This window comes from Leclercia sp. GHBNCSD, from assembly GCF_055805075.1.
This window is the reverse complement of the sequence record NZ_JBQVYO010000001.1, coordinates 548,270-574,423: the sequence shown is the minus strand read 5'-3', so window position 1 is coordinate 574,423 and position 26,154 is coordinate 548,270. Positions and strand designations below refer to the sequence as shown.

Annotated in this window: 27 protein-coding genes; 16 read left to right on the top strand and 11 right to left on the bottom strand. The window is 58.3% G+C overall.

The features are described from left to right. Positions 1-216: 216 nt before the first annotated feature. From fldA to ybfF, 3 genes are all read right to left on the bottom strand, one after another. Positions 217-747: a flavodoxin FldA gene (gene fldA / locus ACT3IC_RS02855; RefSeq protein ID WP_168192007.1), complete on the bottom strand. Its 531-nt coding sequence runs from the start codon at positions 745-747 to the stop codon at positions 217-219. A 155-nt stretch (positions 748-902) separates the two neighbouring features. Beyond that, entirely contained in the window at positions 903-1,190 is a 288-nt protein-coding gene (ybfE, locus tag ACT3IC_RS02850; protein WP_103178695.1) for a LexA regulated protein, read from the bottom strand. 128 nt (positions 1,191-1,318) lie between these two features. Beyond that, positions 1,319-2,092 (bottom strand): esterase, encoded by a 774-nt coding sequence (ybfF, locus tag ACT3IC_RS02845; RefSeq protein WP_103178696.1) that lies wholly within the window; start codon positions 2,090-2,092, stop codon positions 1,319-1,321. 183 nt (positions 2,093-2,275) lie between these two features. Between ybfF and seqA the strand changes: the two genes are divergently transcribed. Further along, complete coding sequence (gene seqA, locus ACT3IC_RS02840) at positions 2,276-2,818, top strand: replication initiation negative regulator SeqA (RefSeq protein WP_103178697.1); 543 nt, start codon at positions 2,276-2,278, stop codon at positions 2,816-2,818. Between the two features lie 24 nt (positions 2,819-2,842). After that, complete coding sequence (pgm, locus tag ACT3IC_RS02835; protein ID WP_103178698.1) at positions 2,843-4,483, top strand: phosphoglucomutase (alpha-D-glucose-1,6-bisphosphate-dependent); 1,641 nt, start codon at positions 2,843-2,845, stop codon at positions 4,481-4,483. Positions 4,484-4,582: 99 nt separating this feature from the next. Here pgm and kdpE read toward each other — a convergent pair whose 3' ends face one another. Genes kdpE through kdpF form a run of 6 tightly spaced genes read right to left on the bottom strand, consistent with a single transcriptional unit; the run spans position 4,583 to position 12,356 of the window. Continuing rightward, a complete protein-coding gene (gene kdpE, locus ACT3IC_RS02830) occupies positions 4,583-5,260 on the bottom strand; it encodes a two-component system response regulator KdpE (RefSeq protein WP_473476105.1) in 678 nt (225 codons plus the stop codon). Next, a complete protein-coding gene (kdpD, locus tag ACT3IC_RS02825; RefSeq protein WP_473476102.1) occupies positions 5,257-7,932 on the bottom strand; it encodes a two-component system sensor histidine kinase KdpD in 2,676 nt (891 codons plus the stop codon). Before kdpD ends, kdpE begins: the two co-directional genes overlap by 4 nt. Next, the gene (gene kdpC / locus ACT3IC_RS02820) at positions 7,933-8,508 is read right to left on the bottom strand and encodes a potassium-transporting ATPase subunit KdpC (RefSeq protein WP_103178704.1); all 576 of its coding nucleotides are present in this window, start codon (positions 8,506-8,508) and stop codon (positions 7,933-7,935) included. A 12-nt stretch (positions 8,509-8,520) separates the two neighbouring features. Beyond that, positions 8,521-10,569 (bottom strand): potassium-transporting ATPase subunit KdpB, encoded by a 2,049-nt coding sequence (gene kdpB / locus ACT3IC_RS02815; protein ID WP_473476098.1) that lies wholly within the window; start codon positions 10,567-10,569, stop codon positions 8,521-8,523. Positions 10,570-10,587: 18 nt separating this feature from the next. Then, on the bottom strand, positions 10,588-12,267 hold the full coding sequence (gene kdpA / locus ACT3IC_RS02810; RefSeq protein WP_336998281.1) for a potassium-transporting ATPase subunit KdpA: 1,680 nt from the start codon (positions 12,265-12,267) through the stop codon (positions 10,588-10,590). Then, the gene (gene kdpF / locus ACT3IC_RS02805; protein ID WP_103178707.1) at positions 12,267-12,356 is read right to left on the bottom strand and encodes a K(+)-transporting ATPase subunit F; all 90 of its coding nucleotides are present in this window, start codon (positions 12,354-12,356) and stop codon (positions 12,267-12,269) included. The genes kdpA and kdpF overlap by 1 nt, the downstream gene beginning before the upstream one ends. A gap of 309 nt (positions 12,357-12,665) precedes the next feature. On the opposite strand from kdpF, the gene ACT3IC_RS02800 reads away from it, so the two are divergent. The 10 genes from ACT3IC_RS02800 (at position 12,666) to nei (ending at position 20,734) form a co-directional block, all read left to right on the top strand. Continuing rightward, on the top strand, positions 12,666-12,872 hold the full coding sequence (locus tag ACT3IC_RS02800) for a YbfA family protein (RefSeq protein WP_103181047.1): 207 nt from the start codon (positions 12,666-12,668) through the stop codon (positions 12,870-12,872). A gap of 179 nt (positions 12,873-13,051) precedes the next feature. After that, positions 13,052-14,464, top strand: a complete 1,413-nt coding sequence (gene phrB / locus ACT3IC_RS02795; RefSeq protein WP_103178708.1) for a deoxyribodipyrimidine photo-lyase — start codon at positions 13,052-13,054, stop codon at positions 14,462-14,464. Positions 14,465-14,473: 9 nt separating this feature from the next. Beyond that, positions 14,474-15,217, top strand: a complete 744-nt coding sequence (locus ACT3IC_RS02790; protein ID WP_103178709.1) for a type 2 GTP cyclohydrolase I — start codon at positions 14,474-14,476, stop codon at positions 15,215-15,217. Between the two features lie 14 nt (positions 15,218-15,231). Beyond that, positions 15,232-15,888 carry a 5-oxoprolinase subunit PxpB gene (gene pxpB / locus ACT3IC_RS02785; RefSeq protein WP_103823566.1) on the top strand — a complete coding sequence of 219 codons (657 nt, stop codon included), beginning with the start codon at positions 15,232-15,234 and terminating at the stop codon, positions 15,886-15,888. Beyond that, positions 15,882-16,814: a 5-oxoprolinase subunit PxpC gene (gene pxpC, locus ACT3IC_RS02780; protein WP_473476092.1), complete on the top strand. Its 933-nt coding sequence runs from the start codon at positions 15,882-15,884 to the stop codon at positions 16,812-16,814. The genes pxpB and pxpC overlap by 7 nt, the downstream gene beginning before the upstream one ends. Then, positions 16,804-17,538 carry a 5-oxoprolinase subunit PxpA gene (pxpA, locus tag ACT3IC_RS02775; RefSeq protein ID WP_103181048.1) on the top strand — a complete coding sequence of 245 codons (735 nt, stop codon included), beginning with the start codon at positions 16,804-16,806 and terminating at the stop codon, positions 17,536-17,538. The genes pxpC and pxpA overlap by 11 nt, the downstream gene beginning before the upstream one ends. 35 nt (positions 17,539-17,573) lie before the next feature. Continuing rightward, the gene (locus tag ACT3IC_RS02770; protein WP_103178712.1) at positions 17,574-18,284 is read left to right on the top strand and encodes a DUF969 domain-containing protein; all 711 of its coding nucleotides are present in this window, start codon (positions 17,574-17,576) and stop codon (positions 18,282-18,284) included. Further along, a complete protein-coding gene (locus tag ACT3IC_RS02765; protein WP_156654108.1) occupies positions 18,281-19,276 on the top strand; it encodes a DUF979 domain-containing protein in 996 nt (331 codons plus the stop codon). Before ACT3IC_RS02770 ends, ACT3IC_RS02765 begins: the two co-directional genes overlap by 4 nt. Positions 19,277-19,285: 9 nt before the next feature. Beyond that, complete coding sequence (gene pcp / locus ACT3IC_RS02760; RefSeq protein ID WP_114387648.1) at positions 19,286-19,930, top strand: pyroglutamyl-peptidase I; 645 nt, start codon at positions 19,286-19,288, stop codon at positions 19,928-19,930. 12 nt (positions 19,931-19,942) lie between these two features. After that, positions 19,943-20,734 carry an endonuclease VIII gene (gene nei, locus ACT3IC_RS02755; RefSeq protein ID WP_159339275.1) on the top strand — a complete coding sequence of 264 codons (792 nt, stop codon included), beginning with the start codon at positions 19,943-19,945 and terminating at the stop codon, positions 20,732-20,734. An 81-nt stretch (positions 20,735-20,815) separates the two neighbouring features. Here nei and ACT3IC_RS02750 read toward each other — a convergent pair whose 3' ends face one another. Together ACT3IC_RS02750 and ACT3IC_RS02745 are read right to left on the bottom strand one after the other, a co-directional pair. Beyond that, positions 20,816-22,102, bottom strand: a complete 1,287-nt coding sequence (locus ACT3IC_RS02750) for a citrate synthase (RefSeq protein WP_103178716.1) — start codon at positions 22,100-22,102, stop codon at positions 20,816-20,818. Positions 22,103-22,307: 205 nt separating this feature from the next. Next, on the bottom strand, positions 22,308-22,415 hold the full coding sequence (locus tag ACT3IC_RS02745; RefSeq protein WP_418936630.1) for a hypothetical protein: 108 nt from the start codon (positions 22,413-22,415) through the stop codon (positions 22,308-22,310). Positions 22,416-22,742: 327 nt separating this feature from the next. On the opposite strand from ACT3IC_RS02745, the gene sdhC reads away from it, so the two are divergent. The 4 genes from sdhC to sdhB are packed head-to-tail and all read left to right on the top strand — an operon-like array spanning position 22,743 to position 25,986. Then, the gene (gene sdhC / locus ACT3IC_RS02740; protein WP_168192044.1) at positions 22,743-23,147 is read left to right on the top strand and encodes a succinate dehydrogenase cytochrome b556 subunit; all 405 of its coding nucleotides are present in this window, start codon (positions 22,743-22,745) and stop codon (positions 23,145-23,147) included. Beyond that, complete coding sequence (gene sdhD, locus ACT3IC_RS02735; RefSeq protein ID WP_103178717.1) at positions 23,141-23,488, top strand: succinate dehydrogenase membrane anchor subunit; 348 nt, start codon at positions 23,141-23,143, stop codon at positions 23,486-23,488. The genes sdhC and sdhD overlap by 7 nt, the downstream gene beginning before the upstream one ends. Then, positions 23,488-25,254 carry a succinate dehydrogenase flavoprotein subunit gene (gene sdhA, locus ACT3IC_RS02730; protein ID WP_103178718.1) on the top strand — a complete coding sequence of 589 codons (1,767 nt, stop codon included), beginning with the start codon at positions 23,488-23,490 and terminating at the stop codon, positions 25,252-25,254. Before sdhD ends, sdhA begins: the two co-directional genes overlap by 1 nt. Before the next feature lie 15 nt (positions 25,255-25,269). Further along, positions 25,270-25,986: a succinate dehydrogenase iron-sulfur subunit SdhB gene (gene sdhB, locus ACT3IC_RS02725; RefSeq protein WP_103178719.1), complete on the top strand. Its 717-nt coding sequence runs from the start codon at positions 25,270-25,272 to the stop codon at positions 25,984-25,986. Positions 25,987-26,154: the final 168 nt, after the last annotated feature.

Genomic DNA, 26,154 nt, shown 5'->3' with positions numbered 1-26,154 from the left:
TCATTATAGAACTGCCATGACCTAATGAAAACTGCAAGTCTCAAGTAAAGTATGCTTATAAAAACGTGGTACCGCCAACAAACTTGTTACAGGGTGACCCGTTTGAACCTGGATCATTGTACAGGTATGGCAGGAAAAGTTAAAAATTTGTAGCAATTATTTTGATTGATATTACCTATCAATGCGGCGCAACTATGGCGTTGCGCCGCAGTGTGATCAGGCGTTGAGAATATCGTCGAGGTGCAGCTCTTCGCGAACCTGCTTAACCCATTTCTCTACGCGCTCAGCGGTCAGTTCAGGCTGGCGATCTTCATCGATGGCAAGACCCACGAAGTGGTTATCATCGGCCAGACCTTTAGAGGCTTCGAAGTGGTAGCCAGCAGTTGGCCAGTGACCAACGATTACGGCGCCGCGCGGCTCAATGATATCGCGGATGGTGCCGAGAGCGTCGCAGAAGTACTCTGCGTAATCTTCCTGATCGCCACAGCCGAACAGGGCAACCAGTTTGCCGTTGAAATCGATCTCTTCCAGAGACGGGAAGAAATCGTCCCAGTCGCACTGCGCTTCACCGTAGTACCAGGTAGGGATGCCCAGCAGCAGGATATCGTAGCCTTCGATATCTTCTTTGCTGCTTTTCGCAATGTCATGCACATCGGCAACGTCTTTACCTAGCTGTTTTTGAATGTTTTTTGCGATATTTTCGGTATTACCCGTGTCGCTGCCAAAAAAAATGCCGATGATTGCCATGAGTAAAATAACCTCTTGAAACTTAATGGTATGGTGGCGCAATTTAGCCACGGATAAGGGCAATCATAGCAGAACAGAGAAGCCTGCGGAAACTGCAATCACCCAGGACTGCACTCTGTGCTACATGAAAGCAATAAGAAGGGGAGTTTTCTGACTTACGCTTTGCCGTGCCATATCTCGAGCTGCGCAATCAGCATCTCTTCAATCAGCTCACTGCGGCTGATATCACGGGCATTCGCCAGCTCGTTCAGCGCATCGACGGCTTCAGCGTTCAGTTTCAGCTCGACGCGTTTAAGCCCGCGGCTTTTATCGCGTTTAAGCTGATTGCGCTTATTGATGCGCAGCTGTTCATCACGCGAAAGCGGATTGGTTTTCGGTCGTCCCGGGCGACGCTCATTCGCGAACAGATCTAATGTCGTGCGGTCCGTGTGTTCTTTGGCCATGATTTTGAGACTTCGGGGGAAACAAGACACCCTGCTAATGCCCGGGCGATAAGCGCGCCATCATACATCACCGAAAACGGCACGCCAACGACTGGAGGCCCGCTGGCGACCAGTCGCTCTCTTTTTAATCAATTTGCCGTGTCGGCGAGGTAACGACGGATAGCGCGCAGCACCGCGTCCGGTTTTTCGGCATGAACCCAGTGTCCGGCGCCGGCAATGACATGCGCACGCGCCTGAGGGAATTGCGTCAGTAGCGCATCGCGATACGCTTCGGTTACATACGGGGAGTTGCCGCCGGTAATAAACAGCGTCGGATGCGGCCACGCCGGCACCGGCTGCCAGCCGACGATCTGGTCATATTGATCCCAGAGCACCGGCACGTTAAAGCGCCATTCGCCGTCGACGAAGGATTTCAGCAGAAACTGCACCACGCCTTCTTCGTTCAGATGCTCACGCATCAGCGCGGCAGCCTGCTGGCGGGTGCTAACGCCAGCGTCCGTGACGGCGTTGATAGCGGCGAAGATCTCATCATGGCGGCGCACATCGTAATCCACCGGCGCCACGTCGATCACCACCAGGCCCGCAATGCGCTCCGGCGCAAGCGCCGTCAGCGCCATCACCGCTTTGCCACCCATGGAGTGACCAATCAGGGTCGCTTTTTCAATATTATGCTCATTCAGCGTATCCAGCAGATCCTGGGCCATATCGGCGTAGGTCATCTGCGGCGAGCGCGGCGACAGGCCGTGGTTGCGCATATCTACCTGCAGCAGCGCGTGATCCTGCACCAGATCCCGTGCCAGTACGCCAAGATTATCCAGACTACCAAACAGACCATGCACCAGGACGATGGGAGAATTATTGTGCGGCGATTGTGCAGATTGCGCTCGGGTATTCAATTTCATGGCAAAGTTCTTTTTTTACGTATGTCAGGTTAGGGTATCATGTTGACCATTCTGCCGTCCGGCTGCAAGGAGACAGTTAATTCTGACTTTTGCCGCTATCCTGGCTTGACGCTATCCGCTGTTGGGTTTTGACCTTATACTCCCAACGACTTGTATTCAGATAAGATATCGCACTGGATTAAGATGAAAACAATCGAAGTTGATGACGAACTCTATCAGTATATTGCCAGCCAGACGCGGCATATCGGTGAGAGCGCGTCCGACATTTTACGGCGCATGCTCAAAATGGCCGCCGCCTCGCAGTCTGCCGCTCCAGCCCCCAAAGAGACGCGCCAGCCCGTTGCCGTCGCCCAGGAAAAGCCGCTGACGCAGGTAAAAGACAAAGTGCGTGCGATGCGCGAACTGCTGCTTTCTGACGAATACGCTGAGCAGAAGAAAGCAGTTAACCGCTTTATGCTGGTGCTGACTACACTCTATTCACTGGATCACAACGCGTTTGCCGATGCGACGGAGTCACTGCATGGTCGCACGCGTGTCTACTTCGCGGGTGACGAGCAAACGCTGTTACAGAATGGCAATCAAACTAAACCCAAGCACCTCCCTGGTACACCGTACTGGGTGATCACCAATACCAATACCGGACGTAAACGCAGCATGATCGAACACATCATGCAGTCGATGCAGTTCCCGGTGGAATTGATTGATAAGGTTTGCGGAACTATCTAACCCTTGCATCAGAAGGACCAGGCAATGGCAAATCACAATCGTGCGGGTCAACCTGCACAACAGAGCGATTTGATTAACGTCGCCCAGCTTACCGCACAGTATTACGTGCTGAAGCCGGAAGTGGGCAACGCAGAACACGCAGTTAAGTTTGGTACATCCGGGCACCGCGGCAGTGCGGTACGCCATAGCTTTAACGAGCCGCATATTCTGGCCATTGCTCAGGCCATCGCGGAAGAGCGTGCCAAAAACGGCGTCACCGGTCCGTGTTACGTGGGTAAGGATACACACGCCCTGTCAGAGCCAGCGTTTATCTCCGTACTGGAGGTGCTGGCGGCCAACGGCGTGGATGTCATCATTCAGGAAAACAACGGCTATACGCCGACCCCTGCCGTTTCTAACGCCATCCTGGTGCATAACCAGAAGGGCGGCGCGCAGGCTGACGGCATTGTGATCACGCCGTCCCACAACCCGCCAGAAGATGGCGGCATCAAATACAACCCACCCAACGGCGGCCCGGCTGACACTAACGTCACGAAAGTGGTGGAAGATCGCGCCAACGCGCTGCTGGCTGATGACCTGAAAGGCGTGAAGCGCATCTCTCTGGACGAGGCGATGGCCTCCGGCCACGTGAAAGAGCAGGATCTGGTGCAGCCTTTCGTTGAAGGACTGGCAGATATCGTCGACATGGCGGCGATCCAGAAAGCGGGTCTTAAGCTGGGCGTCGACCCGCTGGGCGGTTCCGGTATTGAATACTGGAAGCGTATTGCGGAGCACTACAAGCTGGATCTGACCATCGTTAACGATCATGTCGATCAGACCTTCCGCTTTATGCACCTGGATAAAGATGGTGCAATCCGTATGGACTGCTCCTCCGAGTGTGCGATGGCTGGCCTGCTGGCGCTGCGCGACAAGTTCGACCTCGCCTTTGCCAACGACCCGGATTACGACCGTCATGGTATCGTCACGCCTGCGGGCCTGATGAATCCAAACCACTATCTGGCGGTGGCGATCAACTACCTGTTCCAGCATCGTCCTCAGTGGGGGGCAGAGGTTGCCGTCGGTAAAACCCTCGTCTCCTCCGCAATGATCGACCGTGTGGTTAACGACCTGGGCCGTAAGCTGGTGGAAGTGCCGGTGGGCTTTAAGTGGTTTGTAGACGGTCTGTTCGACGGCAGCTTCGGCTTTGGCGGCGAAGAGAGCGCGGGTGCCTCCTTCCTGCGCTTCGACGGTACGCCGTGGTCTACCGACAAAGACGGTATCATCATGTGCCTGCTGGCGGCGGAGATCACTGCCGTCACCGGTAAGAACCCGCAGGAGCACTACGATGAGCTGGCCGCCCGTTTCGGTGCGCCGAGCTACAACCGTCTCCAGGCCTCTGCCTCCTCCGCCCAGAAAGCGGCGCTCTCTAAGCTCTCACCTGACATGGTCAGTGCCAGCACCCTGGCAGGCGACCCGATCACCGCCCGTCTGACGGCGGCACCGGGCAACGGTGCCTCAATCGGCGGTCTGAAGGTGATGACCGAGAACGGCTGGTTCGCGGCGCGTCCATCCGGTACGGAAGATGCTTACAAGATTTACTGCGAAAGCTTCCTCGGTGCGGAACACCGCCAGCAGATTGAGAAAGAAGCGGTAGAGATTGTCAGCGAAGTGCTGAAAAACGCATAACTGCGGTTTGTGCGCCGGGCGGCACTGCGTTTGCCCGGCCTACAACTGCTTCTATTTTGTAGGCCCGGTAAGCGTGAGCGCCACCGGGCTTTTTTGTGTTCAAAGCATAAAGCGGTAGCCAATCCCTGTTTCGGTTAACAGATGCTGTGGGCGCGCGGGATCCGTTTCGAGTTTCTGGCGAAGGTGCCCCATATAGATGCGCAGGTAGTGACTATGCTCCACCGCATTCGGTCCCCAGACCCGACTTAACAGCTGGCGCTGGGTAAGAACTTTGCCGTGATTGTTGAGCAGGACCGCCAGCAGGCGGAACTCGATGGGGGTCAGGTGGATTTCAGCCTCACCGCGTTGAATGCGGCGCGAGGCCAGATCGACACGAATATCCGAAAAGGTATACACCGGGTCGACGGGGGCGGTGGTCGCGTGGCGGCGAAGGGCGACGCGCAGACGCGCCTGCAGTTCGCCAATGCCAAACGGCTTACTGAGATAGTCGTCGGCACCGGCATCGAGTGCGGCAATTTTGTCGGTCTCCTCCAGACGGGCGGAGAGCACGATGATCGGCATCTGGCTCCACTGGCGCACCTCCCGGATAAAGTCGAGGCCGTCGCCGTCCGGCAGGCCCAAATCGAGGATCACCAGGTCCGGCTTGCGGGTGGCGGCTTCAATCAGGCCTCGCTGTAGCGTCCCGGCATCGTGAACGCGCAACCCTTCACCTTCCAGCGCGGCACGCAGAAAACGACTGATAGCGAGTTCATCTTCAACAATCAGGACGTTAATCACAAATCCTCTGGAAAGTCATTCAGCTCGGGTGGGGCATCAAGCGGCAGTGTAACACAAAAACCGGCCCCCCCTTCGGGGCGATTATGGGCGGTAATGGTGCCGCCGTGCACCTCCACAATCGCCTGGCAGATAGCCAGCCCCAGTCCGACGCCGGGAATGGCGGACTCCTTATTTCCGCGGGCGAATTTATCAAAGATAGCCTCTTCCTGACCCGCCGGAATGCCCGGGCCGCTATCCCAGACTTCCAGCTGGAGCTGGTCCGGGGTGACGCTGGCGTCAATGCCGATTTGCGCTTTGCTGCCCGCATATTTCGCGGCGTTCTCCAGCAGATTAATCAGCACCCGCTCAAACAGCGGGCCATCCACATGGATCAACGCCAGGGGATCGGACATCGCGAGCGCGATATGCCGGCCACCCAGCCCCGGCTCAAGGGTTTTTAAGGCGCTGCCGATCACCTCTTCCAGCGTCAGCCACTCTTTTTTCAGGTTAAAGCCGCCGGACTGGATCCGCGCCATATCCAGCAGGTTGTTCACCAGCCGGGTGGTGTTCAGCACGTGCTGGCGGATCTCGCTGGCCTGGATAGCGTGGCGGGAGCCTTCTGCCGCCAGGTCGAGGGTCAGGATCTCCGACTGACCGAACAGCACCGTCAGCGGCGTGCGCAGATCGTGGGAGAGGGCGGCCAGCAGCGAATTGCGAATGCTCTCCCGCTCGCTGGCTAACCGCGCCTGTTCTTCGCTGGCGGTGAGCGCCAGCCGCTCCAGCGCGCTCGCCACCAGCAGGGTAAAGGTCTCCAGCAGCCGCTGCTGCTCGGGGATCATCAGCTGGCGCAGGTTAGCCGGCTCGACAATCAGCACCCCCTGACGCTGCAACGGCAGGATCTGATAGGGTACACCCGGGAGCGTGTCGGTGCCTGCTCCCGCAGGCTGGCCTTTATCAAAGCTCCAGTGGGCAATGGCCTCATCCCAAGGCGTGATGCCCGAAGCCGGGGTGAGGGGGGCGAGTTTGCCTTCGCGATCCGGGAGCAGGATCAGGCTGCGGGCGTTAAAGGTGGAGTGAATAAACTGCTGGCTGGTCTGGACGATATCCTGCGGTGCGCGGCCCACCGCCAGTGCCTTCGACATCTCATACAGCTGGCGGGTGCGTTGCTCTCGGTAACGGGCGATCCGCGCCTGATAGCGCACCCCCGCCGTCAGGTTGCCGATAAGCAAACCTACCGCCAGCATCACGGCGAAGGTGAGGACGTACTGCACATCCGACACCGCCAGGGTGCCGCGCGGGGCGATAAAAAAGAGATCGAAGCTGATGACGTTGATCACCGTCGCCAGCACCGAGGGCCAGCGGCCGTAAAACAGGGCCACGATCACCACACCCAGCAGGTAGATCATCACCAGGTTGGCGGCATCGAAGCCGGGTAGCCACTGGCTGGCAACAAAGGTGATCAGCGCGCAGAGCAGCACCGCCACCAGACAGCCGCGCAGCTGGATCCGCCATTTGTCGCTGAATGCCCGGTTGTCCGGGGTTCTGGCGGGCAGGGCGGCCGGTTTGTCGTCCAGCGCGACGATCAGCAGATCGAGGTCGGGGGCGCGCTGTGCCAGCTTGTCGGCAAAGCTCTCCCGGCTGAACCCGCGGCGACGGGTGCGCCTGCCGATAACAATTTTGCCGAGGTTATGCTCCCGGGCGTAGCGCAGGATGGCTTTCTCTTCCGCCTGCTCGGCCAGGGTGGCGGTTTCGGCCCCAAGCTCCTGCGCCAGACGCAGGGCGCCAAGAATGGCGCGGCGCTGGTTCTCCGGCAGACGGTGCAGCCGCGGCGTCTCCACGTAGACCGCATGCCAGACGCTGCCAAATTTTGCCGCCAGACGCGCGGCGGTGCGCACCAGCTTCTCGTTGCCGCTGCCGTGGCCGATGCAGAGCAAAATCGCATCGCGGGTATGCCACACCTTCTCCTGACCCTGGCGGTCGCGCCAGGCCCGCATCTGATCGTCCACCCGGTCGGCGGTGCGGCGCAGAGCCAGCTCGCGCAGGGCGATCAAATTGCCTTTGCGGAAGAAGTGCTCGATGGCTCGCTCAGCCTGCCCGGCGATATAGACTTTGCCCTCATGCAGTCGCTGGCGCAGATCGTCCGGGGGGAGATCCACCAGCACCACCTCGTCCGCCGCGTCGAAGAAGGGATCCGGGACGGTCTCCCGCACCTGAATACCGGTCACGCCGCTGACCACGTCGTTGAGGCTCTCCAGATGCTGGACGTTGACGGTGGTGAAAACATCAATTCCGGCGTCCAGCAGCTCCTCGACATCCTGCCAGCGTTTGGGATGGCGCGAGCCCGGGGCATTGGTGTGCGCCAGCTCGTCCATCAGGATCAGTGCCGGACGGCGGGCGAGGGCGGCGTCGAGATCGAATTCCGTTACCAGACGCCCACGATGATGAATGCGGCGCGGCGGCTGGGTTGCCAGCCCCGCCAGCAGCGCGGCGGTCTCCTGGCGACCGTGGGTTTCCACGACACCGATGAGAATATCGAGCCCCTGGGCGCGCAGACGCTGGGCTTCACTGAGCATGGCGAAGGTCTTGCCGACGCCCGCGCAGGCGCCGAAGAAAATTTTCAGCTTACCGCGATGGGGCCAGGCGGCCTGTTCCAGCAGTTTGTCCGGGTCCGGGCGCAGAGGCTCGTCAATCATTTACTCTTTCCTTAGCGCGTCCAGCGCCAGATTCAATTCAACAATATTGACCACTGGATTGCCCGTCGCGCTGAATAATGGCTTTTGCGTATGGGCGGCCACCAGCTGGCTGAGCTGTTCGGCGCTGAGCTGACGCGCCAGAGCCACCCGTGGGATCTGCCAGGCGACGGCCTGCGGCGTCAGGCTGTAGTCCAGCCCGCTGCCTGAGGCGGTCACCAGTTCAACCGGCACTGCCGGGCTCGCCTGCGGGTTGGCTGCACGCAGAGCCGCCACACGGGCACGAACGGCGTCATCCAGCTCAGGGTTGCTGCCCGCCAGATTGCTGCCGCCCGAGGCCATGGGATTATACGGGCTCTCAGCCGTAGCGGAAGGACGCCCGTGAAAGTAACCCGCCGCGGTAAAGTTCTGTCCAATTAGCCGGGAACCGCGGATCTCCCCCTGCTGGTAGATAAGCGATCCGTTGGCCTGGTCGGTAAACCACCATTGACCCAGCGCGGTGGTCACCAGCGGATAGAGCCCGCCGGTTATCAGGGCCAGCAGAATAAACAACAGTATAGCGGGACGTAACATAGCCATTTGATTTTCCTCTTAAACCAGCCCGAACAGGGTGAGCACGATGTCGATGGCTTTAATGCCGATAAACGGCACCACCAGCCCACCCAGACCGTAAATCCACAGATTGCGGCGCAGCATGGCGGCGGCGGTGAGCGGCTTGTAGCTCACCCCTTTCAGCGCCAGCGGGATCAGAAAGATAATGATCAGCGCGTTGAAGATCACCGCGCTCAGGATGGCCGAGGCGGGGGAGTGCAGATGCATCACATTCAGGGCGTTCAGTTGCGGATAAGTCGCGGCAAACGCCGCCGGAATAATGGCGAAATATTTCGCCACGTCGTTGGCGATACTGAAGGTGGTGAGCGAGCCGCGGGTCATCAGCATCTGTTTGCCGATATGTACCACCTCGATCAGCTTGGTCGGATTAGAGTCGAGGTCAACCATATTGCCCGCCTCTTTCGCCGCCTGGGTGCCGGAGTTCATGGCTACCGCCACGTCCGCCTGGGCGAGGGCCGGGGCGTCGTTGGTGCCGTCACCGGTCATGGCCACCAGCCGTCCTTCTCCCTGGTACTGGCGGATCAGCGCCAGTTTGGCCTCCGGCGTCGCTTCGGAGAGAAAATCATCCACCCCCGCTTCGGCGGCAATGGCGGCCGCCGTCAGGCGGTTATCCCCGGTGATCATCACCGTTTTGATGCCCATTTTACGCAGCTGGGCAAAGCGCTCCTTGATGCCGCCTTTGACGATATCTTTCAGGGCGATCACCCCGAGTACGGTCGCCCCTTCCGCCACCACCAGCGGCGTGGCCCCCTGACGCGCGACGTTCTCCACCAGGGTATCGACCTGCGGCGGGAAGTGGCCGTTATTGGCCGCAATATGGCGGCGAATCGCGTCCACCGAGCCCTTGCGGATCAGGCGGTCCTGAATATTGATGCCGCTCATCCGCGTTTGCGCCGTAAAGGGCACAAAGGTGGCATTCAGGCTTTGCACGTCGCGCTGGCGCAGGTTAAAGCGCTGCTTGGCGAGAATGACGATGCTGCGGCCTTCCGGGGTTTCGTCCGCCAGCGATGCCAGCTGGGCGGCGTCGGCCAGCGTTTGCTCATCCACCCCCGGGGCGGGCAGGAACTCAGATGCCTGACGGTTGCCGAGGGTGATGGTGCCGGTCTTATCCAGCAGCAGCACGTCGACGTCGCCTGCCGCCTCGACGGCTCGCCCGCTGGTGGCGATAACGTTGGCCGCCAGCATCCGGCTCATGCCCGCCACACCGATGGCCGACAGCAGGCCGCCGATGGTGGTCGGGATCAGGCAGACCAGCAGGGCCACCAGCACGGTGACGCTCACCGCCGTCCCGCCATAGGACGAGAAGGGCCACAGAGTGGCCGTCGCCAGCAGAAAGACGATGGTCAGCGCCACCAGCAGAATGGTGAGGGCGATTTCGTTCGGGGTTTTGCGCCGCTGGGCGCCTTCCACCATGGCAATCATCCGATCGAGGAAGGTTTCGCCCGGATTGACGCTGCACTGGATCACCAGCCAGTCGGAAAGAATGCGCGTTCCGCCGGTGACCGAGGCAAAATCGCCCCCGGACTCACGGATCACCGGCGCGGACTCCCCGGTGATGGCGCTCTCATCCACCGAGGCACCCCCTTCGATAACCTCCCCGTCACAGGGGATAATATCTCCGGCTTCCACCAGAACGATGTCGCCTTTGCGCAGCGTATCCGCAGGCACCGTTTCGCTGGCAGCACCATATTTCGCTTCGCGCAGCTTGCGGGCGAACGCGGTCTTTTGTACCCCTTTAAGGCTGTTGGCCTGCGCTTTGCTGCGTCCTTCCGCCAGCGCTTCGGCGACGTTGGCAAACAGCACGGTGAACCACAGCCACAGGCTGATCGCTGCGGTAAAGGTGGCGCTGCCTGACAGCCATCCGCCCGCCATGGCGAGGGCAAGCAGGGTGGTCAGCAGGCTCCCCAGCCAGACGATAAACATCACCGGATTGCGCCACTGCACGCGCGGATCTAATTTTTTTATCGCATCCATCAGCGCCTGGCGAACCAGAGCAGGTTCAAGCAGGGCCAGTTGCTTACGACTCATGAAGAATACTCCGTAAAATCAGCGTAAAGAGAGGTGTTCCGCAACCGGGCCTAATGCGAGGGCGGGAATAAAGGTGAGGGCGCCGACCAGCAGGACGGTGCCGATCAGCAGACCCACAAACAGCGCGCCGTGGGTAGGCAGCGTGCCGCCAGAGGCGGGCTGGCGGGTCTTGTTCACCAGCGATCCGGCGATGGCTATGACCGGAATAATCACCCCAAAGCGGCCGACCAACATGCAGAATGCCAGCAGGCAGTTCCAGAACGGTGAGTTTGCGCTCAGGCCCGCAAAGGCGCTGCCGTTGTTGTTGGCTGCCGACGACACCGCGTACAGCACCTCGCTGAAGCCGTGGATCCCGGGGTTGAAGATGCCGCTGCGCCCGGCGTCGGTCATCAGCGCCAGCGCAGTGCCGAGCAGCACCAGCGCCGGGGTGACGAGGATCGCCAGCGCGGTCAGCTTCATCTCCCGCACGTCAATTTTTTTGCCGAGATATTCCGGGGTACGGCCAATCATCAGCCCGGCGATAAAGACCGCCAGCAGCACAAACAGCAGCATGCCATACAGGCCCGACCCGACGCCGCCAAATACCACTTCACCAATCTGCATCAGCCACATCGGGATCATCCCGCCCAGGGCGGTGAAGGAGTCATGCATGGCGTTAACCGCTCCGCAGGAGGCGGCGGTGGTGATCACCGCATACAGGCTGCTGGCGAGAATGCCAAAGCGGCTCTCTTTTCCTTCCATGTTGCTGTTGCTGTCCGCGCCGAGCAGCATAAAGTGGCTGTTACCCTGCCACTCCGCCCACATCACCAGCGCCGCGCAGACCACAAAGATGGCGGACATGGTCCACAGGATCGTATGCCCCTGGCGCCGATCGCTGACCGACTCGCCAAAGGCAAAGCACAGTGCGGTGGGGATCAGGAAGATCGCCAGCATCTGCACGGCGTTGGTCAGCGCGGTCGGATTCTCAAACGGATGGGTGGAGTTGGCATTAAAGAAACCTCCTCCGTTGGTACCCAGTATTTTGATCGCTTCCTGCGAGGCGACCGGCCCCATCGGCAGCAGCTGCCTGGCCCCCTCCAGCGAGGTGAAGGGCTGATAAGGAAGCAGGTTCTGCAATACACCCTGCTGCATAAACAGCAGGGCGATAACCAGCGACAGCGGCAGCAACACCCACAGGGTGATGCGGGTCAGATCGACCCAGGCGTTGCCCAGCGTAGTGATATTCTGGCGGGAGAAGGCGCGGGTCAGGGCAAAAATCACTGCGATACCGCTGGCCGCAGAGAGGAAGTTTTGTACCGTCAGCCCCGCCATCTGGCTGAAATAGCTCAGAGTTGTTTCACCGGCATAGGACTGCCAGTTGGTGTTGCTGACAAAGCTGACGGCGGTATTCAGCGCCAGATGCCATGAAAGCCCCGGCAGCTGCTGCGGATTGAGCGGCAGAGTGCCCTGAAGCATCAGCATGGCGAAGAGCACAACCAGGCCCACGCCATTAAGCAGCAGAATAGCCAACAAATAATGGCGCCAGCTCATCTCGTCGGCGCGGATCCCCAGCAGGCGCAGTATCCCTGCGTCAATGGCCTGCACCCCGGGCAGCGGCAGGCCGTTAATCATGCGTGCCAGCCACATCCCCAGTGGCCGGGCGAGTATGAACAGTACCAGCAGAAAGCTGGCGATAAGCAGAAATCCCTGAGCAGCCATCAGAATGCCTCCGCGTTAAGCAGGGCATAAATCAGATACCCCAGTAACAGAAACAGCAGCGCGATGCCCACAATTACACCTGCACTCACAATTCACCTCCGGGTGACATTAGTCATGGTGCAAACGGTAAATTTTCTGGCGCAAAGATTTCGCAAAAATCAGACGGGGAGGTGTAAAAAAAGTATAAAAATAGCTAAGACCATAATTTAACTAATGGTTAGTATTAATTTAACTTTTATGTAACTAAATTACGGGATGAAGTGTAAAGATCCCTTTTAGAGGACAAAAAAAGTGGTCGGATGAGTAGTAAAATTACAGCCAAAGCGTTACTATTTTCAGCAGATAATCAGTTTTACTTTTCCGGAGCAGGTTTCCGGCCAGAAAGAGGGGAGAAAATGATGGAATTTTACAAAGCGTATCCGGCACATATCGTTTTTATTCGCCGCACTTTCGCTGTGTTAGCGGGTGTTCTGGCGTTACCAGTTATGCTGTTCTGGAAAGATCGTGCACGTTTTTACAGCTATCTGCATCGCGTATGGGCGAAGACCAGCGATAAGCCGGTGTGGATGGATCAGGCTGAAAAAGCCATTTGTGATTTTTATTAAGAAAGACTACACACAGCAATTGCAGTAACAAAAAACCGCCACAGCAATGTGGCGGTTTTTTTATCCCCCGGGATTCGCGGTCCGTTGGGCGGCCTTTTTTATTTCAGTATGGCTACACTTGTTAAAGCAAAGTATCCTCGGTGACTTGTAGATGTTACAGACGATAATACTGGAGTGTTATGGCCACCCATCTGGTCTGGTTTCGCGCCGATCTGCGCATCCACGATAACCTTGCGCTTGCCGCCGCCTGCCGCGACAAACATGCCCGCGTCCTGGCGCTTTTCATCGCCACGCCGCAGCAGTGGCGTGAGCACGCCATGGCGCCTCGCCAGGCCGCCTTTCTTCATGCTCATCTCAACGATCTGCAACAGCAGCTGGCCGACAGAAACATTCCGCTGCTCTACGCGCAGGTGGCTGATTTCGCCGCCCAGGGCGAAAAAGTGGCGCAGCTTTGCGCAGAGCATGAGGTCACCCATCTCTTTTATAACTACCAGTACGAACTGAACGAGCAGCAGCGCGATCGTCAGCTGGAGCGCGCGTTGCAGGAGGTGATCTGTCAGGGTTTTGATGACAGCGTGATCCTGCCGCCGGGCAGCGTCATGACCGGCAGTCATGAGATGTACAAGGTCTTTACGCCGTTTAAAAACGCCTGGCTGCGGCGGCTGAAAGAGGGGCTGCCTGAGTGTGCGGCCGCTCCTGCCGTCCGCGAGGGCGAAAAGGTGACCCCGGCGGCGCTGGATTTCGATTATCCGCAACAGCCATTCGATACTGACCTCTTTCCAGCGAGCGAGAGAGAGGCGATTGCCCGGCTGCGTCAGTTCTGTCAACAGGGGGCAGGGGAGTATGAGGCGCAGCGCGATTTTCCGGCTATCGAAGGGACCAGCCGTCTCTCCGCCTGCCTGGCGCTGGGGGTGCTGTCTCCTCGCCAGTGCTTGCACCGCTTGCTGGCCGAGCAACCCCAGGCGCTGGAGGGGGGGCCGGGAGCGGTATGGCTCAACGAGCTTATCTGGCGCGAGTTTTATCGTCATCTGATGACGTATCACCCTGATTTATGTAAATATCGGCCATTCATCCGCTGGACTGATAACGTCGAATGGCAGTCTGACGATGTGCAGCTGAAAGCCTGGCAAGAGGGGCAAACCGGCTATCCGATTGTCGATGCAGCCATGCGTCAGCTGAATGAAACCGGCTGGATGCACAATCGCCTGCGGATGATCACCGCCAGTTTTCTGGTAAAGGATCTGCTTATCGACTGGCGTGCCGGGGAACGTTACTTTATTTCACAGCTGATCGATGGCGACCTGGCCGCCAATAACGGCGGCTGGCAGTGGGCGGCATCAACCGGAACCGACGCCGCCCCTTATTTTCGTATTTTTAACCCGACAACCCAGGGACAGAAGTTTGATTCCGACGGCGTGTTTATCCGCCGCTGGCTGCCGGAGCTGGCCACCGTGCCGGACAAGGCCATCCACGATCCCTGGATCTGGGCGGACAAGCAGGGCGTCACCCTCGCGTATCCCCGCCCGGTTGTCGACCATAAACAGGCGCGCGTTGCCACGCTGGCCGCGTATGAAGCCGCCCGTAAAGCATAGGGAGTCATAATGAAAAACAGTGAACTGGAACGACTGATTAACGACAAACTGAACAGCGCCAGCTTCAGCGACTACGCACCGAATGGCCTGCAGGTGGAAGGGCGCGAAACTATTCAGAAGATTGTTACCGGTGTGACGGCAAGCCAGGCGCTGCTGGATGAAGCGGTTCGCCAGCAGGCCGATGCCGTTATCGTTCATCACGGCTATTTCTGGAAGGGGGAATCTCCGGTTATCCGCGGCATGAAGCGCAACCGCCTGAAGACCTTGCTGGAGAACGACATCAACCTCTATGGCTGGCACCTGCCGCTGGATGCGCACCCGGAGCTGGGAAACAACGCCCAGCTGGCGGCGCTGCTCGGCATTAACATCATGGGCGAAATCGAGCCGCTGGTGCCGTGGGGGGAACTCTCCATGCCGGTGCCGGGTCTGGAGCTGGCCTCGTGGATCGAAGCGCGGCTGGGGCGTCGTCCGCTGTGGAGCGGCGATACCGGGCCGGATGAGGTAAAACGCGTCGCCTGGTGTACCGGCGGCGGACAGAGCTTTATTGACAGCGCGGCGCGTTTTGGCGTCGATGCATTTATCACCGGCGAAGTCTCTGAGCAAACCATTCACTCCGCCCGCGAGCAGGGGCTGCATTTTTATGCGGCAGGTCACCATGCCACGGAACGCGGCGGCATTCGCGCGCTCAGCGAATGGCTGACAGAAAACACCGACCTGGATGTCACCTTTGTCGATATTCCTAATCCAGCCTGATGAGAGGTATCTAAGTGCAGCGAGCACGTTGTTATCTGCTAGGCGAAACCGCCGTCGTACTGGAACTGGAGCCGCCGGTGACCCTGGCGACGCAAAAACGGATCTGGCGCTTGACCCAGCGACTGGGTGAAATCCCTGAAGTGGTGGAAGCCATTCCGGGGATGAATAACATCACCGTGGTGCTGCGCAATCCCCACTCGGTGGCGCTGGATGCCATCGAACGTCTGCAGCGCTGGTGGGAAGAGAGCGAAGCGCTGGAACCCGATTCCCGCGCTATCGAGATCCCCGTGGTGTATGGTACCGCCGCTGGCCCCGATCTGGGCGAGGTGGCGCGACACGCGGGGCTGACCGAGAAACAGGTCGTGGAGCTCCATTCCTCCGCGGATTATGTGGTCTGGTTTTTGGGCTTTCAGCCGGGCTTTCCGTATCTGGGCGGGCTGCCTGAGCAATTGGCTACGCCGCGTCGCGCTGAACCCCGGTTGCAGGTGCCGGCGGGCTCGGTGGGGATTGGCGGGTCGCAGACCGGTATTTATCCCTTAGCCACACCCGGAGGCTGGCAGCTGATTGGGCACACCTCTCTGCCGCTGTTCGATCCCGCTCGTGACGAGCCGGTGCTGCTGCGACCGGGCGACACCGTGCGGTTTATCCCGCAGAAGGAGGGGGTATGTTAAAAATCATTCGTGCGGGTCTTCATACCTCGGTGCAGGATGGCGGACGTATCGGGTTTCGCCAGTCAGGAATCAGCTACTGCGGCGCGCTGGATAAACCGGCACTGCAGATTGGTAATCTGCTGGTGGGCAATGACCCGGATGATGCCGCGCTGGAGATCACCCTGGGGCAATCTATCTTCGAATTTGAACAGGATGGCTGGTTTGCCCTGACCGGTGCGGGCTGTGATGCCCGGCTTGACGGGGCCGCGGTCTGGACCGGCTGGCGCCTGCCGGTGAAAGCCGGGCAACAGCTCACCCTTAACCGTCCCCGCCGCGGCATGCGCAGCTATCTGGCGATTGCGGGCGGAATTGATGTGCCGTCGGTCATGAACTCCCTCAGCACTGACCTGAAGGTGGGGCTGGGCGGTCACGAAGGGCGGCTGCTGAAAGATGGCGATCGCCTGCAGGTTCGGGCCGGTGGACGCGAATTCCGTGAAGCCCAGGGCGTGAAACAGCTTCTTTGGAGTAACCGTGTGCGGGCCCTGCCGGGACCGGAATACCATGAATTCGATCAAGCCTCCCAGGATGCGCTCTGGCGTCTGCCCTGGCAGCTCAGCCCGCAGAGTAACCGTATGGGCTACCGCCTGCAGGGGCAAAAGCTGGCGCGCACCACCGATCGGGAGATGCTGTCGCACGGGCTGCTCCCGGGCGTGATTCAGGTGCCGCATAACGGACAGCCTATCATTCTGATGAACGATGCCCAGACCACCGGGGGGTACCCGCGGATCGCCTGCATCATCGAGGCCGATATGTACCATCTGGCGCAGGCCCCGCTCGGACAACCTATTCACTTTGTCCCCTGTACGCTGGAAGAGGCGCTGGAGGCGCGGCGCATCCAGAAGCAGTACATCGAACAGCTGGCGTGGAGGTTACATGATCGCGGTTGATTTAAATGCAGATTTAGGTGAAGGGTGCGGCAGCGATGCCGCACTGTTAAAGCTGGTGTCGTCAGCCAATATCGCCTGCGGATTCCATGCCGGCGATGCCGAAACCATGCTGGCCTGCGTGCGCGAAGCGCTAAAAAATGGGGTGGCCATCGGGGCGCACCCCAGCTTCCCGGACCGGGAAAACTTTGGCCGCACGGCCATGACCCTGCCGCCGGAGACAGTCTACGCCCAGATGCTCTACCAGATTGGTGCCCTGGCGGCGATCGTTCGCGCCGAAGGCGGGCAGCTGCGTCACGTAAAACCGCACGGCATGCTCTATAACCAGGCGGCAAAAGATCGCGACCTGGCGGATGCGATCGCCCGCGCCGTTTCGACCGTTGACCCGGATCTGATCCTGGTCGGGCTGGCGGGGAGCGAGTTGATCCGCGCGGGAACGCGCTATGGCCTGATCACCCGGGAAGAGGTGTTTGCCGATCGTGGATATCAGGCCGATGGCAGCCTGGTGCCGCGTACCCAGGCCGGGGCGCTGATCGCCGATGAAGATCAGGCCCTGGCGCAAACCCTGGAGATGATCCAGCGCGGACGGGTGAAGAGTATTACCGGTGAATGGGCAGCCGTGCATGCGCAGACGGTGTGTATCCACGGTGACGGCGAGCATGCGCTGGCCTTTGCCCGTCGTCTGCGCAGAGAATTTGAAGAAAATAATATAAAAATCAGTGCATAACGCACACTTGCAAACACAACGACAGGAAAAAGGTCATGGCAGAGACGCTATCCCTCTGGCCACTCATCGGTATCGCGGTGATTGTGGTCGGGTTTCTCTTACGCTTTAACCCGGTGCTGGTGGTCATTGTCGCCGGGATCGTCACCGGCCTGGCGGCGCAAATGCCCATCGCCACCATTCTGGAAAAACTGGGCGAAGGGTTCCTCAATACCCGTAACCTGCCTTATATCCTGCTGATCCCGCTGGCGGTTATTGGTCTTCTGGAGCGCCACGGCCTGAAAGAGCGGGCCCAGGCGTGGATCGCGAAGATCCACAGCGCCACCGCCGGGCGGCTTTTGATCGTCTATCTCTTCGTCCGTGAAACGTCGGCGGCAATGGGGCTGACCAGCCTTGGCGGACACCCGCAGATGGTGCGCCCGCTGCTGGCGCCGATGGCGGAAGGGGCGGCGGAGAAAAAGTATGGCGAGCTGCCGGGGGCGGTGCGCTATCGACTGCGGGCGATGTCGGCAGCCACCGATAACGTCGGGCTCTTCTTTGGAGAAGATATCTTTGTCGCCTTTGGCGCCATCATCTTTATGCATAACTTTATGCTGGAATCCGGTGGGATCCAGACGGAGCCGCTGCATATTGCCCTCTGGGGGATCCCGACCGCGCTCTGCGCCTTTGCGATCCACGCGACCCGCCTCTACCGCCTGGATAAGCATCTGGAGCGCGAGCTGGCCAAAGTGCAGGGAGAGGTAAAATGAATTTCCAGCAAAGCTATCTCTACTGGCTGGCAGGGCTGATCCTGCTCATCGTGGCGCTGATGTCGTTTCGCGATAAAGCCAACCCGCGACGTATGACCACCGGTCTGTTCTGGGGCATTTACGGCCTGCTGTTCCTGCTGGGGAACTGGACCTACGATCTGGTGGGCGACAAGCGCACCGTCCATATCGCAGTGGGTGTGGCAGTCGTGCTGCTGGCACTGATCGCCGGTTTCGGCGGGGTGCGCCAGGGGAGTTATCACCAGCGCACGCCAGAAGAGCGTGAGAGCAGCGCGAAGCGTCTGGGCAATCGCCTCTTTTTACCAGCGCTGGCCATTCCGGTGGTGACGGTGGTGGGCGTGCTGATGTTCAACCATATCCCGGGCCTGCAGGAGATGCTGTTCGGGCCGGGTAACCACTCGACCCTGGTGACGCTCTTCTCCATGACCGTCGGCTCGCTGATTGGCCTGGCGATGGCGGTTAAAATGACCCATGAGAAAGTGCATCAGCCTTTGCAGGAGGCGCGCCGTCTGCTCGACTCTATCGGCTGGGCCTTTATTCTGCCGCAGATCCTGGCGACCCTTGGCCTGCTGTTTACCGCCGCCGGCGTCGGGGAAGGCATTTCATATCTCACCCAGACGTACCTGGCGGTCGACAGCCGGTTTATTGCGGTAGCGGTCTATGCCGTGGGCATGGCGCTGCTGACCATGGTAATGGGTAACGCCTTCGCCGCGTTTCCGATTGTCACCGCCGGGATCGGTATTCCCATTCTGGTGCTGCAACACGGCGGTAACCCGGCGGTGATGGCGGCGATTGGCATGTTCTCCGGCTACTGTGGCACCCTGATGACGCCGATGGCGGCCAACTTCAATATTGTGCCCGCCGCGCTGCTGGAGTTGCCCGATAAAAACGCGGTCATTAAAGCGCAGGTCCCCACCGGGGTATTGCTGCTAATCGCTAACGTCTTCCTGCTCTACTTCCTGATGTTCCTGTAAGGAGAAATGATGCGAACCGTATTGATCACCGGCTTTGAGCCGTTTGGCGGCGAAACCGTTAACCCCTCATGGGAGGTGGTAAAGCAGCTTGATGGCGCAATTATTGACGACTGCCGCGTGGTGGCGCGGCAGTTGCCCTGCGTGTTTGGCGAGTCGTTATCGGTGCTGAACGCGGCCATTGACGCGCTACAGCCCTCCGTTGTACTGGCGGTAGGGCAGGCCGGGGGCCGGGTGGATGTCACCGTTGAGCGGGTAGCGATCAACGTTGATGATGCCCGTATCCCGGATAACCATGGCCGACAGCCGGTGGATGTGGCTATCGTTGAGGGCGGCCCGGCGGCCTGGTTCAGCACGCTGCCCATTAAAGCGATGGTGGCGGCGCTGCGTGAATCAGGTATTCCTGCTTCGGTTTCGCAGACGGCGGGAACATTCGTCTGCAACCACGTGATGTATGGCGTGCTGCACAAGCTGGCCGACCGCCCGGAGGTGAAGGGCGGTTTTATCCATATTCCTTACCTGCCCGAGCAGGCGGCGGCGCACCCTGGCGCCCCGAGCATGGCGACGCAAACCGTGAAGCAGGCGCTGGAGATCGCCATTACGGTGGCGCTGCGCCAGGAGGCGGATATTAAAGTGGTGGGCGGCGCAACGCACTAACAAGGAGCCATCATGCCAGAAGGACCAGAGATCCGCCGCGCGGCGGATAGCCTGGAGGCGGCAATAAAAGGCAAACCGCTCACCGACGTGTGGTTTGCTTTCCCTCAGTTAAAACCGTTTGAATCCCGGCTTATCGGCGAGACGGTCACGCATCTGGAGACGCGCGGTAAAGCGCTGCTCACTCACTTTTCTAACCAGCTGACGCTCTACAGCCATAACCAGCTGTATGGCGTCTGGCGGGTGGTTGAGACCGGCCAGGAGCCGCAGACCACGCGGGTCCTGCGCGTTAAGTTACAGACCGCGGATAAAACCATTCTGCTCTACAGCGCCTCGGATATTGAGATGCTCTTGCCGGAGCAACTCACTACCCATCCCTTCCTGCAGCGGGTGGGGCCGGATGTGCTCGATTTACGCCTGACGGCAGAGGAGGTGAAAGCGCGGCTGTTGTCGGCAAAATTCCGCAACCGGCAGTTTTCCGGGCTGCTGCTGGACCAGGCGTTTCTCGCTGGTCTGGGCAACTATCTGCGGGTGGAAATTCTGTGGGAGGTGGGGCTGGCGCCGCAGCATAAAGCGTCACAGCTCACCGAAGAACAGCTCGACGCGCTGGCGCATGCGCTACTGGCGATCCCTCGTCTGTCGTATAACACCCGCGGAGTGGTGAATGACAAGAAGCATCATGGGGCATTATTCCGCTTTAAGGTGTTTCATCGGGCGGGGAAAAAGTGCGAGCGGTGCGGCGGGGTGATTGAGAAAACGACGCTCTCTTCCAGACCGTTTTACTGGTGTCCTGAGTGCCAGATGTAAAAAAGCCGGGTGGCGCTTGCGCATACCCGGCTTAGTTCGTTTTTACAGGCCCGGCAAGCGTAGCGCCGCCGGGCATCGCTTTTAGCGTTTAGTCACGTCAGACTCGAAATTACGCTGCTCGTAGCCGGTGTACAGCTGACGAGGACGGGCAATTTTCATCCCTTCGGTGTGCATTTCGTTCCAGTGTGCAATCCAGCCCACGGTACGCGCCATCGCGAAGATAACGGTAAACATGGAAGATGGAATGCCCATCGCTTTCAGGATGATACCGGAGTAGAAATCGACGTTCGGGTAGAGTTTCTTCTCGATGAAGTACGGGTCGTTCAGCGCGATGTGTTCCAGCTCCATCGCCACCTGCAGCAGGTCATCTTTGGTGCCCAGCTCTTTCAGCACTTCGTGGCAAGTTTCACGCATCACGGTTGCGCGCGGGTCATAGTTTTTGTAAACACGGTGACCGAAGCCCATCAGACGGAAGGAGTCGTTCTTATCCTTCGCACGACGGACGAATTCAGGAATGTGCTCAACGGAGCTGATCTCTTCCAGCATCTTCAGTGCCGCTTCGTTCGCGCCGCCGTGTGCCGGTCCCCACAGGGAGGCGATACCTGCTGCGATACAGGCGAACGGGTTCGCGCCTGAAGAACCAGCGGTACGGACGGTAGAGGTAGAGGCGTTCTGCTCGTGGTCAGCATGCAGGATCAGGATACGATCCATTGCGCGTTCCAGAACCGGGTTCACTTCGTACTCTTCGCACGGCGTGGCGAACATCATACGCAGGAAGTTACCGGCGTAAGAGAGGTCGTTGCGCGGATAAACAAACGGCTGTCCGATGGAGTATTTGTAACACATCGCTGCCATGGTTGGCATTTTGGACAGCAGACGGAACGCGGCGATATCGCGGTGACGCTGGTTATTCACATCCAGGGAGTCATGGTAGAACGCGGCCAGTGCACCGGTGATCCCGCACATTACCGCCATTGGGTGTGAATCGCGGCGGAAGGCGTGGAACAGACGGGTAATCTGCTCATGGATCATCGTGTGACGAGTGACGGTGGTTTTGAACTCATCGTACTGTTCCTGCGTCGGCTTTTCGCCGTTCAGCAGGATGTAGCACACTTCCAGGTAGTTGGAGTCAGTCGCTAACTGGTCGATGGGGAAACCGCGGTGCAACAGAATACCTTCGTCACCGTCGATGTAGGTGATTTTGGACTCGCAAGATGCGGTGGAGGTAAAACCAGGGTCAAAGGTAAACATACCTTTAGAACCAAGACTACGGATATCAATAACATCCTGACCGAGCGTGCCTTTTAGCACATCCAGTTCAATAGCAGCGTCACCATTTAGGGTGATTTTTGCCTTAGTATCAGCCATTTACGGTCTCCTTAGCGCCTTATTGCTTAAGACTGCCCATAACCGGATTTGCATTCAGCTGATTTATCATTGTTACCAGTTTGTTATTTGGCTCGCCGCTCAGCTCACGAGGAGAAACCAGGGTACAGAGCAATGGCGCTAGCAGGTAAACAAATGAGAAACCAGAGAAATAACAGCAAATCAGTGTTTGTTCAGTCCGAATTATTCAAACCTGTATATCACTAATAACTGTCCTGATAACTTCGGTCAATACCATCACACTGTTACATAACTTATTCTCAGGTGAAAGAGAGACCTCATAACTTTTGCGCATTATATGCCTTTTCTGGTGATGTTTGTAACAATAATGTTTAACATTTGTCAAATCAGATGATTAAAAATTAAAAAGATGTTGTTATCGTGACCCTGATCACTGTTCCAGAGAAAACCCGACAAACTGTATGTAGGTTAATTGTAATGATTTTGTGAACGGCCTATACTGCCGCCAGGTCTCCGGAAAACCCTGCAATCCCGAGCCAACCAGCGTTGTAACGTGTCATTTGAGCATCTGGAAGCAATGTTTTGCATGACGCACAGTTATATAAAAGGCACGCTGTCTGACCCGCATCGCAGTCCGGAGGAAGGAAACTATAAGAACAGCATGTGGGCGTTATTCATGATAAGAAATGTGAAAAAACAAAGACCTGTCAATCTGGATCTCAAAACGATCCGATTCCCCGTAACGGCAATAGCGTCCATCCTTCATCGTGTATCCGGTGTGATCACGTTTGTCGCGGTGGGTATCCTGTTATGGTTACTGGGTACCAGCCTCTCGTCTCCGGAAGGATTCCAGCAGGCCGCCGACATCATGAACGGTTTCTTTGTGAAATTTATCATGTGGGGCATCCTCACCGCGTTGGCCTATCACGTTGTTGGCGGCATCCGCCATATGCTGATGGATGTCGGCTATCTGGAAGAGACCTTCGAAACCGGCAAACGTACCGCTAACATCTCCTTTGTTATCACTGTCGTGCTTTCACTTCTCGCAGGAGTTCTCGTATGGTAAGCAACGCCTCCGCATTAGGACGCAACGGCGTACATGACTTTATTCTGGTCCGTGCTACCGCTATCGTTCTCACCCTCTACATCATCTACATGATCGGTTTCTTTGCCACCAGCGGCGATCTGACCTGGGAAATCTGGACTGGCTTCTTCGGGTCTGCCTTTACCAAAGTGTTTACCCTGCTGGCGCTCTTCTCCATTCTGATCCACGCGTGGATTGGCATGTGGCAGGTACTGACCGACTACGTTAAATCAATGGCGATTCGTCTCGCGTTGCAGCTGGCTATTGTCGTTGCACTGGTGGTTTACGTTATTTATGGATTTGTTGTGGTGTGGGGTGTGTGATGAAACTTCCAGTCAGAGAATTTGACGCTGTAGTGATTGGCGCTGGCGGCGCAGGTATGCGCGCGGCGCTGCAAATTTCCCAGAGCGGCCAGACCTGTGCGCTGCTCTCTAAAGTGTTCCCGACCCGTTCCCATACCGTATCTGCGCAGGGTGGCATCACCGTTGCGCTCGGTAATACCCATGATGATAACTGGGAATGGCATATGTACGACACGGTGAAAGGCTCCGACTATATCGGTGACCAGGACGCCATTGAATATATGTGTAAAACCGGCCCGGAAGCGATTCTGGAGCTTGACCACATGGGGCTGCCGTTCTCCCGCCTGGAGAACGGCACCATCTATCAACGTCCGTTTGGCGGCCAGTCGAAGAACTTCGGCGGCGAGCAGGCGGCACGTACAGCGGCGGCTGCGGACCGTACCGGTCACGCCCTGTTGCACACGCTGTACCAGCAGAACCTGAAGAACAAAACCACCATCTTCTCCGAGTGGTATGCGCTGGATCTGGTGAAAAACGAAGATGGCGCCATCGTCGGTTGTACCGCCCTGTGCATTGAAACCGGTGAAGTAGTCTACTTCAAAGCCCGTGCCACCGTGCTGGCGACCGGCGGCGCAGGCCGTATTTATCAGTCCACTACGAACGCCCATATCAACACCGGTGACGGCGTCGGTATGGCTATCCGCGCTGGCGTACCGGTGCAGGATATGGAGATGTGGCAGTTCCACCCAACCGGTATCGCCGGTGCGGGCGTGCTGGTAACAGAAGGCTGCCGCGGTGAAGGCGGCTACCTGCTGAACAAACATGGCGAGCGCTTCATGGAGCGTTATGCCCCGAATGCGAAAGACCTGGCGGGTCGTGACGTGGTGGCGCGTTCTATCATGATCGAAATCCGTGAAGGCCGCGGCTGCGACGGTCCATGGGGCCCGCACGCGAAGCTGAAATTGGATCATCTGGGTAAAGAGGTTCTGGAATCCCGTCTGCCGGGCATCCTGGAACTCTCCCGTACCTTCGCTCACGTCGACCCGGTTAAAGAGCCGATCCCGGTTATCCCAACCTGTCACTACATGATGGGCGGTATTCCGACCAAAGTGACCGGCCAGGCGCTGACCGTGAACGAGCAGGGCGAAGATGTGGTGATCCCGGGCCTGTTTGCGGTAGGCGAAATTGCCTGCGTATCCGTACACGGCGCCAACCGTCTGGGCGGCAACTCTCTGCTCGACCTGGTGGTGTTTGGTCGTGCGGTCGGTCTGCATCTGCAGGAGTCCATTGCCGAGCAGGGGCCACTGCGTGATGCCACCGAAGCGAATATTGAAGCCTCTCTGGAACGTCTCAACCGCTGGAACGGCAACCGTAACGGCGAAGATCCGGTGGAAATCCGTAAAGCGCTGCAGGAGTGCATGCAGCACAACTTCTCGGTATTCCGTGAAGGTGACGCGATGGCCAAAGGTCTTGAGCAGCTGAAAGCGATCCGCGAGCGTCTGAAAAATGCCCGTCTGGACGACACCTCCAGCGAGTTCAACACCCAGCGCGTTGAGTGCCTGGAGCTGGATAACCTGATGGAAACCGCATACGCAACAGCGGTCTCTGCAAACTTCCGTACCGAAAGCCGGGGCGCCCATAGCCGCTTCGACTTCCCGGATCGTGATGATGAAAACTGGCTGTGCCACTCCCTGTATCTGCCAGAGACGGAATCCATGACGCGACGCAGCGTCAATATGGAACCGAAACTGCGTCCGGCGTTCCCGCCGAAGATTCGTACTTACTAATGCGGAGACAGGACAATGAAACTCGAATTTTCAGTTTATCGTTATAACCCTGATGTTGATGACGCTCCGCGTATGCAGGATTACACCCTGGAAGCGGAAGAAGGCCGTGACATGATGCTGCTGGACGCCTTAATGCAGCTGAAAGAGAAGGATCCGACACTGTCATTCCGTCGTTCCTGCCGTGAAGGGGTGTGTGGCTCCGACGGTCTGAACATGAATGGCAAAAACGGTCTGGCCTGTATCACGCCTATCTCGGCGCTTAACCGTCCGGGACAGAAGATTGTCATCCGCCCTCTGCCAGGACTGCCGGTCGTGCGTGATTTGGTGGTGGACATGGGGCAATTCTATGCACAATATGAGAAGATTAAGCCTTACTTATTGAATAATGGGCAAAATCCACCCGCTCGCGAGCATTTACAGTCGCCAGAGCAGCGTGAAAAACTCGATGGCCTGTATGAGTGTATCCTCTGTGCATGTTGTTCGACCTCTTGCCCGTCGTTCTGGTGGAACCCGGACAAGTTTATCGGCCCGGCTGGCCTGCTGGCAGCGTACCGCTTCCTGATTGACAGCCGCGATACCGAAACCGACAACCGCCTGGAAGGGCTGAGTGATGCTTTCAGCGTATTCCGCTGCCACAGCATCATGAACTGCGTCAGTGTATGTCCTAAGGGGCTGAACCCGACGCGTGCTATCGGCCACATTAAGTCGATGTTGTTGCAGCGCAGTGCGTAAGTAACAACGCCGGATGGCGCTGCGCTTATCCGGCCTACGATTTTGTAGGCCCGGTCAGCGTAGCGCCACCGGGCAATTTGCAGAAACCTTTAAAAACTGCCCTGAAGTCTAGACAGTTTCTAAAGGTTCCTTCGCGGGCCAAATGAAAAGAGCTCGCAGGTGAACCCC

Bases quoted from the DNA above. Each gene is read 5' to 3' on its own strand.
- phrB (WP_103178708.1), top strand. From the start codon at position 13,052: ATGGCCACCCATCTGGTCTGGTTTCGCGCCGATCTGCGCATCCACGAT.
- pgm (WP_103178698.1), top strand. From the start codon at position 2,843: ATGGCAAATCACAATCGTGCGGGTCAACCTGCACAACAGAGCGATTTG.
- ybfE (WP_103178695.1), bottom strand. From the start codon at position 1,190: ATGGCCAAAGAACACACGGACCGCACGACATTAGATCTGTTCGCGAAT.
- fldA (WP_168192007.1), bottom strand. From the start codon at position 747: ATGGCAATCATCGGCATTTTTTTTGGCAGCGACACGGGTAATACCGAA.
- ACT3IC_RS02765 (WP_156654108.1), top strand. From the start codon at position 18,281: ATGAATTTCCAGCAAAGCTATCTCTACTGGCTGGCAGGGCTGATCCTG.
- sdhC (WP_168192044.1), top strand. From the start codon at position 22,743: ATGTGGGCGTTATTCATGATAAGAAATGTGAAAAAACAAAGACCTGTC.
- seqA (WP_103178697.1), top strand. From the start codon at position 2,276: ATGAAAACAATCGAAGTTGATGACGAACTCTATCAGTATATTGCCAGC.
- nei (WP_159339275.1), top strand. From the start codon at position 19,943: ATGCCAGAAGGACCAGAGATCCGCCGCGCGGCGGATAGCCTGGAGGCG.
- pcp (WP_114387648.1), top strand. From the start codon at position 19,286: ATGCGAACCGTATTGATCACCGGCTTTGAGCCGTTTGGCGGCGAAACC.
- ACT3IC_RS02745 (WP_418936630.1), bottom strand. From the start codon at position 22,415: ATGCGCAAAAGTTATGAGGTCTCTCTTTCACCTGAGAATAAGTTATGT.
- kdpA (WP_336998281.1), bottom strand. From the start codon at position 12,267: ATGGCTGCTCAGGGATTTCTGCTTATCGCCAGCTTTCTGCTGGTACTG.
- pxpC (WP_473476092.1), top strand. From the start codon at position 15,882: ATGTTAAAAATCATTCGTGCGGGTCTTCATACCTCGGTGCAGGATGGC.
- ACT3IC_RS02770 (WP_103178712.1), top strand. From the start codon at position 17,574: ATGGCAGAGACGCTATCCCTCTGGCCACTCATCGGTATCGCGGTGATT.
- ACT3IC_RS02750 (WP_103178716.1), bottom strand. From the start codon at position 22,102: ATGGCTGATACTAAGGCAAAAATCACCCTAAATGGTGACGCTGCTATT.
- kdpB (WP_473476098.1), bottom strand. From the start codon at position 10,569: ATGAGTCGTAAGCAACTGGCCCTGCTTGAACCTGCTCTGGTTCGCCAG.
- kdpC (WP_103178704.1), bottom strand. From the start codon at position 8,508: ATGGCTATGTTACGTCCCGCTATACTGTTGTTTATTCTGCTGGCCCTG.
- ACT3IC_RS02800 (WP_103181047.1), top strand. From the start codon at position 12,666: ATGGAATTTTACAAAGCGTATCCGGCACATATCGTTTTTATTCGCCGC.
- sdhD (WP_103178717.1), top strand. From the start codon at position 23,141: ATGGTAAGCAACGCCTCCGCATTAGGACGCAACGGCGTACATGACTTT.
- ACT3IC_RS02790 (WP_103178709.1), top strand. From the start codon at position 14,474: ATGAAAAACAGTGAACTGGAACGACTGATTAACGACAAACTGAACAGC.
- sdhB (WP_103178719.1), top strand. From the start codon at position 25,270: ATGAAACTCGAATTTTCAGTTTATCGTTATAACCCTGATGTTGATGAC.
- kdpD (WP_473476102.1), bottom strand. From the start codon at position 7,932: ATGATTGACGAGCCTCTGCGCCCGGACCCGGACAAACTGCTGGAACAG.
- ybfF (WP_103178696.1), bottom strand. From the start codon at position 2,092: ATGAAATTGAATACCCGAGCGCAATCTGCACAATCGCCGCACAATAAT.
- sdhA (WP_103178718.1), top strand. From the start codon at position 23,488: ATGAAACTTCCAGTCAGAGAATTTGACGCTGTAGTGATTGGCGCTGGC.